The 15648-nt window shown below is 60.0% G+C and carries 15 protein-coding genes; 1 reads left to right on the top strand and 14 read right to left on the bottom strand.

What is annotated here, in order from left to right; all coding sequences use genetic code 11:
• Nucleotides 1-8: 8 nt before the first annotated feature.
• The 11 genes from ACP7BN_RS05335 to ACP7BN_RS05385 form a co-directional block, all read right to left on the bottom strand.
• Nucleotides 9-458: a tellurite resistance TerB family protein gene (locus ACP7BN_RS05335; protein ID WP_420647802.1), complete on the bottom strand. Its 450-nt coding sequence runs from the start codon at nt 456-458 to the stop codon at nt 9-11.
• 47 nt (nt 459-505) lie between these two features.
• Nucleotides 506-1684, bottom strand: a complete 1179-nt coding sequence (locus tag ACP7BN_RS05340; protein WP_426202247.1) for a TerD family protein — start codon at nt 1682-1684, stop codon at nt 506-508.
• A complete protein-coding gene (locus tag ACP7BN_RS05345) occupies nt 1684-2268 on the bottom strand; it encodes a TerD family protein (protein WP_420647800.1) in 585 nt (194 codons plus the stop codon). Before ACP7BN_RS05345 ends, ACP7BN_RS05340 begins: the two co-directional genes overlap by 1 nt.
• Nucleotides 2269-2270: 2 nt before the next feature.
• Nucleotides 2271-2984, bottom strand: a complete 714-nt coding sequence (locus ACP7BN_RS05350; protein ID WP_420647799.1) for an HAD family hydrolase — start codon at nt 2982-2984, stop codon at nt 2271-2273.
• Nucleotides 2981-3931: an HpcH/HpaI aldolase/citrate lyase family protein gene (locus tag ACP7BN_RS05355; RefSeq protein WP_426202249.1), complete on the bottom strand. Its 951-nt coding sequence runs from the start codon at nt 3929-3931 to the stop codon at nt 2981-2983. Before ACP7BN_RS05355 ends, ACP7BN_RS05350 begins: the two co-directional genes overlap by 4 nt.
• The gene (locus tag ACP7BN_RS05360; RefSeq protein ID WP_426202250.1) at nt 3931-5025 is read right to left on the bottom strand and encodes a cysteine protease StiP family protein; all 1095 of its coding nucleotides are present in this window, start codon (nt 5023-5025) and stop codon (nt 3931-3933) included. The genes ACP7BN_RS05355 and ACP7BN_RS05360 overlap by 1 nt, the downstream gene beginning before the upstream one ends.
• The gene (locus ACP7BN_RS05365; RefSeq protein WP_426202253.1) at nt 5018-5776 is read right to left on the bottom strand and encodes a trehalose phosphatase; all 759 of its coding nucleotides are present in this window, start codon (nt 5774-5776) and stop codon (nt 5018-5020) included. The genes ACP7BN_RS05360 and ACP7BN_RS05365 overlap by 8 nt, the downstream gene beginning before the upstream one ends.
• The gene (locus tag ACP7BN_RS05370; protein ID WP_426202255.1) at nt 5766-6893 is read right to left on the bottom strand and encodes a phosphoribosyltransferase domain-containing protein; all 1128 of its coding nucleotides are present in this window, start codon (nt 6891-6893) and stop codon (nt 5766-5768) included. The genes ACP7BN_RS05365 and ACP7BN_RS05370 overlap by 11 nt, the downstream gene beginning before the upstream one ends.
• A gap of 70 nt (nt 6894-6963) precedes the next feature.
• Nucleotides 6964-8097 carry a trypsin-like peptidase domain-containing protein gene (locus tag ACP7BN_RS05375; protein ID WP_426202256.1) on the bottom strand — a complete coding sequence of 378 codons (1134 nt, stop codon included), beginning with the start codon at nt 8095-8097 and terminating at the stop codon, nt 6964-6966.
• An 85-nt stretch (nt 8098-8182) separates the two neighbouring features.
• The gene (locus ACP7BN_RS05380; protein ID WP_426202257.1) at nt 8183-9178 is read right to left on the bottom strand and encodes an ATP-grasp domain-containing protein; all 996 of its coding nucleotides are present in this window, start codon (nt 9176-9178) and stop codon (nt 8183-8185) included.
• 327 nt (nt 9179-9505) lie between these two features.
• Entirely contained in the window at nt 9506-9688 is a 183-nt protein-coding gene (locus tag ACP7BN_RS05385) for a hypothetical protein (protein WP_420647792.1), read from the bottom strand.
• 403 nt (nt 9689-10091) lie between these two features.
• On the opposite strand from ACP7BN_RS05385, the gene ACP7BN_RS05390 reads away from it, so the two are divergent.
• Nucleotides 10092-11720, top strand: coding sequence for a glucan biosynthesis protein D (locus ACP7BN_RS05390; protein ID WP_426202259.1), 1629 nt, complete (start codon nt 10092-10094; stop codon nt 11718-11720).
• 53 nt (nt 11721-11773) lie between these two features.
• Here the strand turns inward: ACP7BN_RS05390 and ACP7BN_RS05395 are convergent, their stop codons facing one another.
• The 3 genes from ACP7BN_RS05395 to ACP7BN_RS05405 form a co-directional block, all read right to left on the bottom strand.
• Nucleotides 11774-12880 (bottom strand): NADH:flavin oxidoreductase/NADH oxidase, encoded by a 1107-nt coding sequence (locus ACP7BN_RS05395; protein ID WP_426202260.1) that lies wholly within the window; start codon nt 12878-12880, stop codon nt 11774-11776.
• Nucleotides 12881-13202: 322 nt separating this feature from the next.
• Nucleotides 13203-14912: a single-stranded-DNA-specific exonuclease RecJ gene (recJ, locus tag ACP7BN_RS05400; protein WP_426202262.1), complete on the bottom strand. Its 1710-nt coding sequence runs from the start codon at nt 14910-14912 to the stop codon at nt 13203-13205.
• 54 nt (nt 14913-14966) lie between these two features.
• Nucleotides 14967-15506, bottom strand: a complete 540-nt coding sequence (locus tag ACP7BN_RS05405) for a YaeQ family protein (RefSeq protein WP_420647788.1) — start codon at nt 15504-15506, stop codon at nt 14967-14969.
• Between the last annotated feature and the right edge of the window lie 142 nt (nt 15507-15648).

Below are 15648 nucleotides of genomic sequence, written 5' to 3' on the forward strand. Positions count from 1 at the left end.
ACCGCTCCTTAAAGATCGAAGTCAGCCGGGTTCAGACCCAGCTCGGCGCAGATCAAACGGCACGCCGCTTTTTCTTTGTCATCGAATGAGCCGTCCGATGCGCCAATGGAGCAGGCAACGCGAACCAGCAGGCGCGCAGCACCCGGGTCGTTCTTGATCTTGCCGATGACTTTCAGTGCTTCGGCCTGACCGATCTGGAAGTCGAACTCGAACTTCTCGCAATGCGTCGAGAAGGACTTGATCACATCAGCCGTATTGAACACTTTCAATTCAGGCGAGATGTTGATGAAGCCGATCATCTTCTGCTTTTCAGCCGAAGAAATATCGCCGTCCGCCGCAGCGACGATGGCACAACTGGCCGTCATCGCTTCCATGAACTTCTGGTTCTTGAATTTACCGACCTCAGTTGTCAGTTTGTCGCGAGCCGCTGCCGCGTTTTCTTTAAGCCATGCAAGCATTTGCAAATCTCCTCAAGGGGCGGGGCCGAAAAGCCCCGCCATCCGTATTATTTCGAACCGGCGCGCCAGTTCATGCCCCAGCCGTAAGCCTTGTCGACTGCCGCATGCCCACGATGGAAGTCGACGCGGCGTGAAACCTTCACCGCACCGTCAACGTTCTCGAGCATGGCAATCGCACACATGCCTTCGCGGCCACCTTCTTCATTGAGGCGTACCTCGATGTCCGGCTGGCCGGGAATGTAGATGGTCACAATGCCGTCAGTCTCTTTCCAGTTCGGCGCGCCTTCGTAGATGAAGGCGAAAATCAGAATGCGTTTGACCTCGCTCCACTTCGCGCCGTTGATGTGCATCCACTCGCCACCGGCCACCGAACCGGTGCGGTCATCGCCCTTGAGCTGGATGTAAGGCCGGCCACTGAGGCTGCCGAAGCAGTTGCCCAAGGCTTGCACCACACCTTTGTCGCCGTCCTGCAGTTCGAACAGGCAGCCAACGTCCAGGTCGACGGATTTGTTGCGGCTGAAGAAGCCGCCACCGCTGCCCTTGTTCCAGTTCAGGTTGACCTTGATCTCGCCGAAACCGCCGGCGGTTTTCTCCAGGCTGATCGACGAGCGAGTCTTGTCGAGCGTGATCTTGCTCAGACTGATCGTCGATTTCGCTGCCGGAGGTGCCGGTGCAGGTGTTGGCGCAGCCGGAACTGGCGCAGGCGTCGGCGCAGCGGCCGGAGCCGCTACTTCAACACCGAAATGCTTGGCCAAGGGTTCCAGACCACCGTTGAAACCTTGCGCAACGCAGCGGAATTTCCACTCACCCTGGCGACGATAAAACTCGCCAAGAATCAACGCGGTTTCCTTCATGCCGGTAGTCGGTAATTGGGCTTCGATGCCGCCCGAGACCGCCACGGACAATTGCGAGACGCGCTCGAAACTGGCCTTGTTCTCGTGGATCGTCGCCGACAGCGCAACCTTTTCGACCGCAGCTTCAAGCCGGCTCAGATCGACGGTGAACACCGCGCGCCCGGCTGCCGCCTCGGTCATCTGCAACACGCCACCGAGCACGCTGGTCTGGCCGTAGAAGCACATGTCGCCATCGCCACGGACTTTGCCCGAAGCGTTCAGAACGAACGCCGACACATCAATGTCGACGCCCGGAATGGGCGTGTAGTTGATATCAACGCGAAGCTGGCCGCTGGCAACCGGCGCATTACCACCAGGTACGAGAGTGGCCATCAGCGCAGCGCCTGTACGGCCAGATTGACCAGGTCGTCAGCGGTGCGCCCGCGGGTGGTTTCGCCGATGGCCTTGAAGTCCCAATCGGAACCTTTGCGCGACAGGCTCGCCATCACGATGCCGGTGTGACCGCCCTTCTCGGACAGGTTGAAACGTGCCAATTCCGATTTTTTGTCGGCATTGACGACGCGGCAGTAGGCTTTTTCGACTTTTTCGAAGGTCTGCCCGGTGAAGCTGTTCACGGTGAAAATCAGATGCTCGACGCTGGCCGGCAGACGCGACAGATCAACGTGGATGGTTTCGTCATCGCCATCGCCTTCACCGGTACGGTTGTCGCCGGAGTGCTGGATCGAGCCGTCCTGCGACTTCAACTGACGGAACCAGACCAGGTCGATTACTTGCAGGCTGCTGTCGAGCAGGATGCACGAAGCGTCGAGGTCGACTTCCCCGCCGCCGCCCATCAATTTGCCGAGAAAGCCTGCTTTCACCGGGTCCCAACCGAGGCCAAGGCTGATGCGGGTCAACGCGCTGCCGGCCGTTTTTTCCAGAGAAATACTTTGCTGTTTGCTCAGGGTAAGTGCCATCGTTACGCTCCTTGTTGATCGTCAGTGTTCACGTCGCGATCAGGTTTGACCGCGCTTTTTGCTGTCCGCAGACGTCCACGACGCCATGCAGGATGAAAGTGTCGCCAGTGCGCGTCTTGCGCCGCAGCAAGCAATTCGTGATCGCCACGGGTGTCGCCCCAGGCTTTGAGCCGGTATTCGGTCAGCGGCCCGTAGACCTCCTCCAACCGCAGAACCTTGTTCTCGCAACGGCAGTTGTTGCCGGAGATACGTCCGGTCAACTTGCCGTCGATCACTTCGAGTTCGGTACCGATCAGCTTGATGCCCAGGCGATCGGCGAAGGGTTGCAGCACCAGCGCCGGCGAGGCCGAGCACAAGGTGACTTGCGAACCTGCGGCGATCTCGCTGGCAATCGCCATCAAGCCTGTCGGGCGCATCAGTTTGGTCCAGAATGCCTCGCAGTACTTCGCCGCTCGCTGGCTCACCCACTCCGGGTCAACGCCGCTGAGAAAACGGCTGATCAACTGCGCCTTGAGCTCGTCACGGCTCATGCGGCGCGCGAGGAATCGAATGCTCGGCAGCGCAAGCGTCAGCACCCGCCGGGCGAATTCGCGTTTGCCGAATGCAAACTTCAGGAACGGTACGAAGCTGTCATGGCGGGTCAGGGTGCCGTCGAAGTCAAAGACGCAGAGCACTTTTTTCCCCGGCCGGTCAGGCCCGGTATTTGGCTGGGTCATCGAATGGCCTCGGCTAGTCGGATGGGTGTTTCACCGTGGGCAGCATCGGGTTGGCGCACGCCATGCCACTCGGCGCGTTCGAGGATTTTCATCGCCCACTGGTAATGGGTCGCCGGCTCGCACATCACATCGTTATGTTTGAACACGGCCGGGGCCACGTCGCTGACGATCAACTTTGCACTGTTGAGGTCTTCGAGGCTGACCCGCAGCGCATCCTGAATGATGCTGATCTGGCTCGGGTGAATCGCGGTCTTGCCCACCAGGCCGTGGGCGATGTCCAGTTCGAGCTCTTCACCCAGCAAATTCGGCATGGCGAGTTGTTCGAACACCGGCGCGGTCAGCGCAAAACCTTGCGAGCCCATGACCCCGGCCAACATCGGAATCACGTAGCCCATCGGCGTGCTGTACAGCGTGGTGGCCGGATTGCGCCGCAGACCGAGGCTGCCCATCAGATCGTTGCCGCCGATACGCAGAGCAATGATCCGGTGATTGAGATTGGCCTTGAGCGCCTGGCCCAGTTCGACCATCGCCACCGGATTGAACACGTCGACGGTTTCCAGGGTCGGCATCAGAAACAGCTCGGGACTGGTCACCGCCTGCTCCCAGGCGTCGAGGTTGCGCAGCGTCAGCTTCGGCACCACAAAGCCGTCGACGTGTTTCATCAATGGCCAGTCATTGAGCACCGCCGCCATCGCCGAATCGCGTGGACGCACAAACAGCACCGGGCCTTCGGCAGGCCGCCCGCCGCGCTCATCGATTGTCGACAGCAGGCGATGCAGGTTGCTCAGTGCGGTGCTGACATCGATGTCGGCAACCGCGTCTTCGAGGCATACCACCAGGGAGCGCAGTTCCGGCAGTTTGGTGGCGAACACCACATCCAGCAGATCGGCGCGCGTGGCCGGCATATACAGCGTGGCGCCCAGGGCATACGGAGAAAGCTTCTTCATCAGCTCACGCTCCGGATGATGGTCACGGCTCGGTACGGGCCGAGTGCGGCGCCGACTTCTTCAACGCAGACGCCAGCGCCTTCGGTGAGGTGCAAAAGCAATTGCACGTCGCTGTCATTGCGATCCCGCACCAGCACATGATCCGGCACCCGGCGCAGTACCGCGCGAGTCGCCTCGGCGATGCCCGGTTTGACCCGGTTCAGATTGCTGATATCGAAACGTGCGGCCAGCGACTCCACGACTTGCGTGGCGGCGGCTTGCAGTTCGCTGCGCTCGGTGGCCGTCCACGGCTTGGCTGGATGCACCGGGCCAAGCGCTTCGCGCTGCTGGTCGATGTGTTCGATGAAGTCACGGGTCACATCGTGCTCGGTCAGGTGGTCATAGACCACGCAGCCATGCAGTCCGCCATTCGCCGGCCAGATCGAGCGGGAAACCAGTCCCGAGACGGTGGCGCCCAAGATGCCCGACGGGATGACCCAGTCTTCTGCCGAGGCCGACAGCCAGGCGCGGCCGCACGGGTCGGCCAGCACCACCAGCCGCGGTTCTTGAGGGAATCGCGCGTCACCCTTGAGGCTGTGCTGGATTTCACCGGAGATCGCGCCTTTGCCGGTCCAGCCGTCAACGAACACGATGTTGTCTGCGCCGTGGGCCTGAATGATTGCTTCCAGCGCCACGATGTCGATGCCGCGATCACGCACAATGCTGATCCCGTAATGATGAGCCTCGCGGCCCATGTCGATCAGCGCCCGGCGCAGCAGCACGCCCAGCGGCAGGCCGGCGCGAACGAAGGACACCAGAACAATCGAGGGCCCTGTGCAAGACTCATTCAACGCCAGCGCCAGCGCCTGAACGTCGCTGGCCATGCGCACGCCGTTTTGCGCGAGCGCGCGCTGGTACAGCGCCTTGTGCACATCCGTCGGCGCGCTCTCGAAGCTGATCATCTCCGAATAGTGCTTCTGCTTCGTCTGAATCAGCCGCTCTTTCTCTGCGACGTCGGTGACTTCCATCTGCACCGGCTGGAGCAGAAAGTGCACGTCGTCCTGCAAATAGCTGCCGCTACCGACAGTCTTGAGCTCAGCGATAGACTCAGTCATTGAGCGCATGCCCCACAAACCGCGCCAGTTGGCTACGCGACGGGGTTGCCCACATATGGCAGGCATCCATGAAGCCGAGGTCGGTAATACTGTCGCCAAAACCCAGCACCGGTCGTTCACCGTTGATTTCACGGTCACGGCGCAACAGTTCTTCAACGGCCACGCGCTTCGACAGACCGGCAGGCAGGAAGGCCAGATTGTTGCTGTTGCCGTGGATGTGCATCCCCTCCAGCAAGCCGCGCGCCTGGACTTCAGCCAGTACGGTTTGCAGGACTTCGTCGTTGGATTCGTTGTGCTTGGTCACCACGTAGTGGCGCAGATTTTCTTCTTCAACCACCCATCCGCGCAGCGAAATGCCCAGCTCTTTACCAATGGCCAGGGTCGCGGCGCTCAGATCCGGCAGACGGCTCTGGAAGTCGGCCAGAATGACAGTCATGTGCGCCTGCCATTGCTCATCGATCTTGCCGTCGGCGCCGAGAATCACTCCGCCGTGGGAGCAGACAGCGCCCTTGTCGAAAGGCAGTTTGACCCGACTGAACGCTTCGACGCTGCGCGCAGTCACGGGCACCACGTCAGTCGAGGACAACAACCATTCCACCAGGGTCTTCTGCACCGGGTTCATGTAACCATTCGGTTGGCCTTCGATGTCGAAGGTCGCTGGATGGCGTGGCGTGCCTTCGGGCATTTTGCGCGCGGTCTGAAACAGCGTGTCGTCGAGGTCGACCAAGGCCAGCGGGCGATTACTGAGCATCGACAATCACCTCGGCATTCAGGGCGGCAACCAGTTCGGCGGGGACTGCCTGCGCCGGAGTTTCCGAGCAGATCAGCACGCGATCAAACTCGCCCGGGCGCACGTTGTAGAGAAAGTTGGGAATGCCCAGTCCGTAGTTGTCCGAGAACGACAATGCGTGACCGATGGCATGACCCAGCGCGATCGGCGAACGGCTGGTCGAGCTGAAGTGCACATCGGCGCCGGCACGTTCCAGACGTTCGGCGAGCAGGAACGGACGCCAGACAAACTCGCTGGTGCCGACTACCAGCACCCGCTCACCAGCCTTGATCTGCAGATCGGGGGCCAAGGTGTCTTCCACCTTGCGCACGCCGAGCCGGCCCCAATCGTTGTGTGCCGACAACGGCCACTCACCGGCGGCGACGGTGCCGACGGCCGGCATCTCCGGCAACGGCGCTTCGAGGTCTTCATGGAAGTCGTACGAGCCTTGCAGCAACGACACTTGATGCGCAGATTCGCCAATCGTGTCGCGCACCGCGTTCCGCGACCAGTCGGTCAGCACGCAGGTCACGACACGCTCGACCTGGGTCAGACCCGAGTCAACCAAGGCGCGGTGCAGATTGATGAAGGTCTTGCCGGTGGAGGCTTCGTCGTCGACCAGCACCAGTGAGCGCGCATTCAGCATCATTTCGCGCACATCGGGATCGACCGGCAAATGGATCAAATGGGCGCTGGCGTGGCTGTGCTCTTCTTCAAAACGAGTGAACAGTTCAGTGCCAGTGGGGTGCCGCGTGCTGACCATGTACACCGTATCGGGGCGGGTCGCACTGAACGCGCGATGCACGCCTGCACCGAGGCCGACTGCGGTCTCGGCCATGCCGATCACCAACACCGGGCCGGGCAGATCCGCTGGAATCTGCGCCGCGAGGCTTGCGAAACTTGTATTCATTGCAGAGGGGCGCACCGGGATATGGCGGCCCAGCACTTTGGACACGAACAGAAACGCACGCTTGGGATTACGGCGCTCGGCAAAGCCGAACAAGGCGTTCGGAGCGATGAGCGAATCATCTACTTTGACATCGAGTCGCCCGCGCATCAGTTGCGCGCTGAGCGTTTGTGTAACTGCGTTACTTTCCATGAGCAAATTCCTAAATCAGCGCCGTATGTTCAACCGCACGCCGGTACCAAATGTTTCAAATCAAGAGAAGTCAGAAATTCCGCGCTTCGACACGCCACATTGAAGCTTGGGCTTCACGCGCCAGTTCCGCTGTTGTGAAAGTCTTGCCGACAGATGTCTTGCTGGCCTCGACGCGGCAAGCGCCAAGGAATGAGAGGAGCAGTGGCGCCTTGACCGCAAAATTCATGTTTTGCGCATCCGGCAGGCTTGAGGTCACCAGACCGACCACCGCTCCTGAAGAGTCAAACAGTGGGCTGCCACTGGAGCCGGGTTGAATCGGGGCAGTGAACTGCAGCAGGCTCGAATCGTTGTGCAGCCCAAACAGACCTGACACCCCGCCTTGCGTCACTTGCACGCCGCCCCCGGCAAAACCGGCGAGGGGAAAGCCCAACGCCACGACATTATCGCCGAGATCGCAGCCAAAGCCTTCCTTGAACGCCACCGGCTTCAGCGGCGGACAGTCCAGCACCCGGAGCAAAGCGATGTCGTTGCGCCGATCGACCACCACGGGCTCGACACGGTAACGCCCCTCGAAGGAGGAGATGTGAATTTCCTGCATGTCCTCGATGACGTGCGCGCAAGTCAGAACGTGATTGTTCGAGACGGCAAATCCGGTGCCGGTAGCACTGCTGCGGCCGGACTCGGAGGGACTCGAGCGTCCCTTCGGATGAGCATCGTTGATTTCGAGGCCGATTCGCCGGCCGAAAGCCGCCAGACCATAGGCGGATCCTTCAGCCAGAGCGCGGAATTTCCATTGCTGATTGCGCGTGTAAAACTCGCCGATGATGATTGCCGATTCGCCGTTGTCGCGCAGATCGAGGCTGTAGTCGAGTTGGCCATCAACCTGAAAACGCAGGGTTTTGAGGTCGCTGACCGGGCCTACCGCCGAGAAGGTGTAGACGATGATCAGAACGCGATCGCTGCCGGCCGGCAATTCAGCGAGGTTCAACGCACAACCGACGTTTTCCTGATCGCCTTTCCATTCCATCCAGCCATGGGAGGTCTGGAACAGGGCGGGATCACCTGTCGGGCGGCGTTTCTCGTCCACCGGCAATATAGCGACTGCTGCATAGTCCCCGAAGGCCGAGGACTTGCCGCACTCCAGAGTCCATTGACTCCGTGCGCTCGATATTGCGGCATTTGCGCCAGGCGCCAGCACCATCATTCCCTGATCTCTCCTTGACTGCTAACGACTTGCTGCCTCATGTGCAGCGCGGCAAATTGTATCAAAAATCAATATCGCTTTAATATCAGGATGCCACAGCCGCCACAGTCACGCCTTTTACCCGGACATTCGGTCGCCAGACGGTCGCAGGCTCCGGCAAGCCCAGGCGTCGAGCCGCGAAAATGCCCGGCAGGTTGGTCCCGGTCGCCCGCGTGTAACCTATGCCACCCGAGTAGCGCGGGTTGATTTCCAGCAGATGCGGTTGGCCATCGGCGTCATCACGAGTCTGCACATTGACGATTCCGTCACAACCGAAATGCTCGGCAGCCTTGAGCGCCAGCTCGACAGCGGCGCCCTCGCGCTCGAAGGTCTGATGCACACCCGCCTTTCGACGGCTGACGAACGCTACGGGACGGCCGCCTTCGCAGACCATGTCCACCGAACACTCACTGCCTGCCATATACGGCATCATCAGCATCGGTGCCGGAGCTTCGGCTTCGCAGTAAGCACGCATGTACGTTTCAAAATTGGCTTCACGGGCATCCGGATTGGCAAAACAGCGGAACGGATCGGTATCTGCCTTGAATCGCCAGAAACCCTGACCATAGATACCGACCGCAGGTTTGACACAGACCTCACCGCTGGCGGAGAGGGTTTTATAAGCGGCGAACATTTCTTCGGCGTTCACCGCAGTGATTGCCGGCACACAAGCCAGGCCGACGCGTTCTGCTTCAGCGGTGAATCGGCTCTTGTCGTCGACCATGTCGAAGGTCGCCATGGACGTGCCGCCCGTCACCAGTTCAAGACCCGCCCGCTCGAAGCGCGCCCGTTCGATCTCGAAGACATGGCCGACGCGGCCAGCCAGAATCACTTTGATGTTGTGCTCTACTGCGGTGGCGATAACCCAGTCGATACGCTCTTCGTTATCGGTCGGCTCCATGAAACTGACGTCGGCAAGCGACGTGATTTCAGGGCGATCCTGACGATGAGAGGCAAAGATTTTTACATCCGCCGGGAGTGCCTCGCGCGCGCCGATAATGACGTCACGCTGACTCGATTGCCCTTCTAGAAACCAGATCATTTGATACTCGCTGATTGATACGCCCGCACAATAGTAACTGGATGAATATCAACTGACGGCAGATTCGCGTCATCGGGCCGCAAGATCAGTGCACGAAGGCTTTGTGAAACGGTTCGGTTGTGGAGTTTCTGCACAGGGCTTCGCATCAAGTGGGCTGCTATCTCTTGATATTCTGGTGGCGAGCCAAACGGAGCGTCCACCAGCAATACATTTCTGCATGTGAAAATTCGCCGCCACTCCCCGCCGAGGCAACGCTCGTGCGCCCGGAACGCAAACCAAAAAAAGGGGGGCAGACTCAATGTCTGCCCCCCTTTTTGCGTCACACCATCAGAACCGCGAAACACTCCGCATCGCATCCACCAGATACCTCATCGCGATCCGGTCGCTCTCCGACAACTCGCGATAGCGTTCAACCAGTTTCCGCTCTTCAGAATTCAGTCGCTTCCTGCGCCGGCCACCCAGGCACGGAAAAATTCCCAACATTTCGGTGATGCATTGCACTTTTGCCATGGACGATGTCCTTTTCAAATACTTCAGAATTTTTCGAAAACCGCATCGCCCTGCTCCTTTAAGCAGCGATTTGAGCCCTGCCGGTTGAAAGGGTTGTGACCGGCGATGCCTATAGAATAGAAAGTTAATCGGCGCTGAAAAGCAGTTTTTAGAGTAATTAGTCGAAAAAAGCAGAAATGCCCTATAAATCAGAAAAGCCTGTCGGATAAATTAACCGTAATGTCTTGTTTCATTGAGACGCTGGCACCTGCAATCAACGAATTTTGCAATCGGCGCGAACGGTTTAAGCTATCGGGCATCTGTTAATAGTCCGTTGCGTTTGGCCGAAGGCATGTCCGAACCGTAAATTCTGATCCAGCACGTGCCAGGAACGGCGCGGGATTGCTCACGACAGGTTGTACTTATGCATCGCAGGAATTTGCTCAAAGCATCCATGGCCATTGCGGCTTACACCGGTCTGTCCGCGTCCGGACTGCTCGCCGCCCGCGCCTGGGCCGCCAATGGTGGCGCCGCCGACGGCGAAGCACAGGCGTTCGATTTCGACGCCTTGAAGCGCCTGGCCAAGCAACTGGCCGGCAGCGCTTATCAGGACACCAAACAGGTGCTGCCGCCGACCCTGGCCACCATGACCCCGCAGAACTTCAACGCGATCCGCTACGACGGCGATCATTCTCTGTGGAAGGAAAACAAGGGTCAGTTGGATGTGCAGTTCTTCCACGTCGGCATGGGTTTCCGCCAGCCGGTGCGCATGTACAGCGTCGATCCGAAAACGCGGATGGCGCGTGAGGTGCATTTCCGCCCGTCACTGTTCAACTATGAAAATACTTCGGTAGACACTCAACAGCTCAAGGGTGACTTGGGTTTTGCCGGGTTCAAGTTGTTCAAGGCGCCGGAGCTGGATCGCCACGACGTAGTCTCGTTCCTCGGCGCCAGCTACTTTCGAGCCGTCGATGCCTCTGGCCAATATGGCCTGTCGGCACGCGGTCTGGCAGTCGACACCTACGCCAAGAAGCGCGAAGAATTCCCTGACTTCACCAAGTTCTGGTTCGAGACACCGGATCAGAACGCCACACGCTTCGTGGTCTATGCCCTGCTCGACTCGCCGAGCGCCACCGGTGCCTATCGCTTCGACATCGATTGCCAGGCCGAGCGCGTGGTGATGGACATCGACGCCCACATCAACGCGCGTACCGCCATTGAACAACTGGGCATCGCGCCGATGACCAGCATGTTCAGCTGTGGCAACCACGAACGGCGCATGTGCGACACCATTCACCCGCAGATCCACGACTCGGATCGTCTGGCCATGTGGCGCGGCAACGGCGAATGGATCTGCCGCCCGCTGAACAACCCGGCGACCCTGCAGTTCAACGCCTTTGCCGACACCAACCCGAAAGGTTTTGGCCTTGTGCAGAACGACCACGAGTTCGCCAACTATCAGGACACGGTCGACTGGTACAGCAAGCGCCCGAGCCTGTGGGTAGAACCGACCACCGAATGGGGCGAAGGCTCGATCGATCTGCTGGAAATTCCTACCACCGGCGAAACCCTCGACAACATCGTCGCGTTCTGGACACCGAAGAAACCGGTGGCCGCTGGTGATTCGCTGAATTACGGCTACAAGCTCTACTGGAGCGCTCTTCCGCCGGTCAGCACGCCGCTGGCTCGAGTGCAGGCTACTCGCTCCGGCATGGGCGGCTTCACCGAAGGCTGGGCACCGGGTGAGCATTATCCGAAGGTCTGGGCTCGCCGTTTTGCCGTGGACTTCACTGGCGGCGGTCTGGAGCGTCTGCCACAGGGCACCGGGATTGAGCCGGTAGTCACCTGCTCGAACGGCAAGGTGCAGGACTTCAGCGTGCTGGTACTGGATGACATCAAGGGTTACCGGATTTTGTTCGACTGGTACCCGACCAGCGACAGCGTCGAGCCGGTAGAGCTGCGGTTGTTCATCCGCACCAATGACCGCACGTTGAGCGAGACCTGGCTGTATCAGTACTTCCCGCCAGCGCCAGACAAGCGCAAATACCCGTAACAAAAAAAGCCCCGACCACTACTGGCCGGGGCTTTTACTTTTCAGCGCTGTGCTCAATCGCGCAGATCAGATTCATGGATCGGTTGATCGCGATGCGTCGCACGCTGGTATTGCGCGGGCCAGATCGCTTTGCGTCCACCCAGATCATCATCCGCATGCAGCGGCCAGTACGGATCGCGCAGCAGCTCACGGGCGAGGAAGATAATGTCAGCCTGGCAGGTTCGCAGAATGTGCTCGGCCTGCGCCGGTTCGGTAATCATGCCCACAGTGCCGGTGGCAATGCCTGACTCCTTGCGCACACGTTCGGCGAAGCGCGTTTGATAGCCCGGGCCGACCGGAATCTCGGCATTCGCCGCAGTCCCGCCCGACGACACGTCGATCAGATCCACGCCCAGCGCTTTCAAGCGTCGCGCCAGCTCCACGGTTTCGTCCGGATTCCAGCCGTCCTCGACCCAGTCGGTGGCCGACACGCGGACGAATACCGGCAATTCTTCCGGCCACACTGCCCGCACTGCTTCGGTGACTTGCAGCACCAGACGAATGCGGTTTTCAAACGAACCACCGTATTGATCGCGGCGCTGGTTACTCAGCGGAGAAAGAAACTGGTGCAACAGATAACCGTGCGCAGCGTGCACTTCGACCACGGAGAAACCGGCAGTCAAAGAACGTTTTGCGGCGTCGACAAAAGCCTGAATAACGTCGGCGATCTGCTCTTCATCCAGGGCTTTCGGTTGTGTGTGCTGCGGATCAAAAGCAATCGGCGAAGGCCCAACCGGGGTCCAGCCGCCATCATCCAGTTTGACGCTGCCATGCTTGCCGAGCCATGGCCGATGGGTGCTGGCCTTGCGCCCGGCGTGCGCCAGTTGAATGCCGGCGACGGCGCCTTGGGCGGTGATGAAACGCGTGATGCGTTGCAGTGGTGCGATCTGTTCGTCGTTCCACAGGCCAAGGTCTTCGGCGGTAATCCGTCCATCGGCGGTGATCGCCGTTGCCTCGGTAAAGACCAGTCCGGCGCCGCCAATCGCACGGCTACCGAGGTGCACCAGATGCCAATCGTTGGCCAGGCCGTCGACGCTGGAGTATTGGCACATCGGCGACACGGCGATGCGGTTGGGTAAGGTCAGTTGGCGCAGGGTATAGGGTTCAAGCAGCAGACTCATGGGGCACCTCTCAAATCAGTGGGCAGGCTCCAGGGTTCTGTTTGAAAAGTCGACGAGTGACAGGAAAGAGGTGCAGCACCCGCCCCCGCGGGCAAAAAATTCGACAAGACGTCACAAGGCCAATCAAGCAGTGCTTAGAGCCTAGTCGACAACCGGGGATCTCGGGGGGTTCCAGATGTTTCTGTGTGCGCCACCGAACCTGTGGCGAGGGAGCTTGCTCCCGCGGGGCTGCGAAGCGGCCCCAATATCGGCGCTCGGACGAATCGGGAGTCCTTCGGCCTCCAGCGGGAGCAAGCTCCCTCGCCACAAAAGCACTTTGCGCTTAACGCGGTTCGATATGGGCAATCATCAACTGCACGGTTTCATTGCCGCGAAACTCGTTCAGATCGAGCTTGTAAGCCAATTCAACCCATTTGATCGTTGGATTCGGCCAGATTTCACGGTCGATACCAAACGCGATCCCATCCAGCTTCACCGAGCCACATTCGGTTTTCAGCACCACTTTCAGATGCCGCTCACCGACCACCCGTTGCTCGACCAACTGGAATACGCCGTGGAACAGCGGCTCCGGGAAGTGCTGACCCCAAGGCCCGGCATTGCGCAGCGCACGCGCCAGTTCAAGGTGAAATTCTTCGACCGCCAGGGTGCCGTCCGACAGCAGGCGCCCGGTCAGATCTTCTTCGCGAAGTTGCCTACGCACTTCGGCGTCGAAGGCCTGCGCAAACAGCGGAAAATTCTCCTGCGGCAACGTCAGACCCGCCGCCATCGCGTGACCACCGTACTTGGCGATCAGGTCCGGATGCTGCGCGGCGACCACGCTCAACGCATCGCGAATATGAAAACCCTGCACCGAACGTCCCGAGCCTTTGAGCAAGCCGTCGCCGGCATCGGCAAAGGCAATGGTCGGACGGAAATAGCGCTCCTTCATGCGCGACGCGAGAATACCGATCACACCTTGGTGCCACTCCGGATCGAACAGGCACAGCCCGAACGGCATCGACTCGACCGGCAAGTCCTTGAGCTGCGCCAGCGCTTCACGCTGCATGCCCTGCTCGATGGATTTGCGATCCTGGTTCATGCCGTCCAGTTGCGCGGCCATTTCCCGCGCCAGCGCGGCATCGGAAGTCAGTAGGCATTCGATGCCCAGACTCATGTCGTCCAGCCGCCCTGCCGCGTTGAGGCGCGGGCCGACAATGAACCCCAGATCGGTCGAGGTGATGCGCGAAGCTTCGCGCTTGGCCACTTCGAGAATGGCTTTGATCCCCGGCCGTGCACGCCCGGCGCGAATCCGCTCAAGGCCCTGATGCACCAGAATCCGGTTGTTGGCGTCCAGCGGCACCACGTCGGCAACGCTGCCCAGCGCGACCAGATCCAGCAACTCACCGATGTTCGGCTGCGCTTGGGTCTCGTACCAGCCGAGGCTGCGCAGGCGTGCGCGCAACGCCATCAACACATAGAAAATCACCCCGACCCCGGCCAGAGATTTGCTCGGAAACTCGCAGCCAGGCTGGTTCGGGTTGACCAGCGCATCGGCCAGCGGCAGTTCATCGCCGGGCAAGTGGTGATCTGTAATGAGGACTTTAAGCCCCGCACGTTTCGCCGCCGCCACGCCTTCGACGCTGGAGATGCCGTTGTCGACGGTGATCAACAACTGCGGCTCGCGGGCCAGCGCAACTTCGACGATTTCCGGTGTCAGGCCATAGCCAAACTCAAAGCGATTAGGCACCAGATAATCGACATGCGCCGCGCCCAGCAGGCGCAGACCGAGCACACCGACGGTGCTGGCGGTCGCACCGTCAGCGTCGAAGTCGCCGACAATCAGAATGCGTTGGCGCTGCTCCAGCGCCGTCACCAGCAGATCCACCGCCGCCTCGATGCCCTTGAGCCGGGTGAACGGGATCAACTGCTTGAGGCTCTTGTCCAGTTCCGCTTCGGACTGCACGCCGCGCGCCGCGTACAGGCGGGTCAGCAGTGGCGGCAGGTCGCCGAGAAACGGCAATGTGGCGGGCAACGGACGAGGATCAATACGCATGGGGTGACAGAGGCTTCTCTTGAATACGTGGGATAAATCGGCGGTGCTGCGGACTCAGCGCTCGCCTTGCAGCCAGTTGAGCTGGACTTCGTGCTGACCACGGTCGTCGGTGACGAAAATCGTTCCTTCGCTGATCATCACGTCCCACTTGATAACGCGGGGCATGTCCTTGGCCAGGGTTTCCAGCACTTCCTGCGGCACGGATGCAATGTTGACGTTCTTCAGATTCTTGATCGCCGGAATCACCTTGGTTTCCCACACGCGCAGGCTGCCGTAAGCCAGCAGGCTGGTGCGTTCGGTGCGACGCGAGCACCAGGTCAGACGATCAGAATCAGGCTGACCGACTTCGATCCAGTGCAGAACGCGGTCGTCCAGGCTCTTTTCCCACAGCGCAGGTTCATCCACGTCCGACAGACCACGACCGAAAGACAGTTGCTCGTTGTACCAGAGCGCGTAGGCCAACAGGCGCACAGTCATGCGTTCTTCGGTCTCCGAAGGGTGACGGGCGATGGTCTGCTTGACGCTCTCGTAGACGCTGCGGTCGAGGTCGGTGAGGTTCAGTTCGAATTTATAGGTGGTGGACGGCTGGGCCATGAACGGGCTTCTAGATACGGAGAAAGTCGGCAAGTCTAACCGATGCCGTAGGCAATCAACCAATTGATGGCGATCATCCTTGCACGACTGACAGCCGGCTATGTTAAAACTCTGTATCCGCTCAGCCTTGTCCTACAGGATC

It is taken from the genome of Pseudomonas sp. TWP3-1, from assembly GCF_049896625.1.
Taxonomy (GTDB): domain Bacteria; phylum Pseudomonadota; class Gammaproteobacteria; order Pseudomonadales; family Pseudomonadaceae; genus Aquipseudomonas.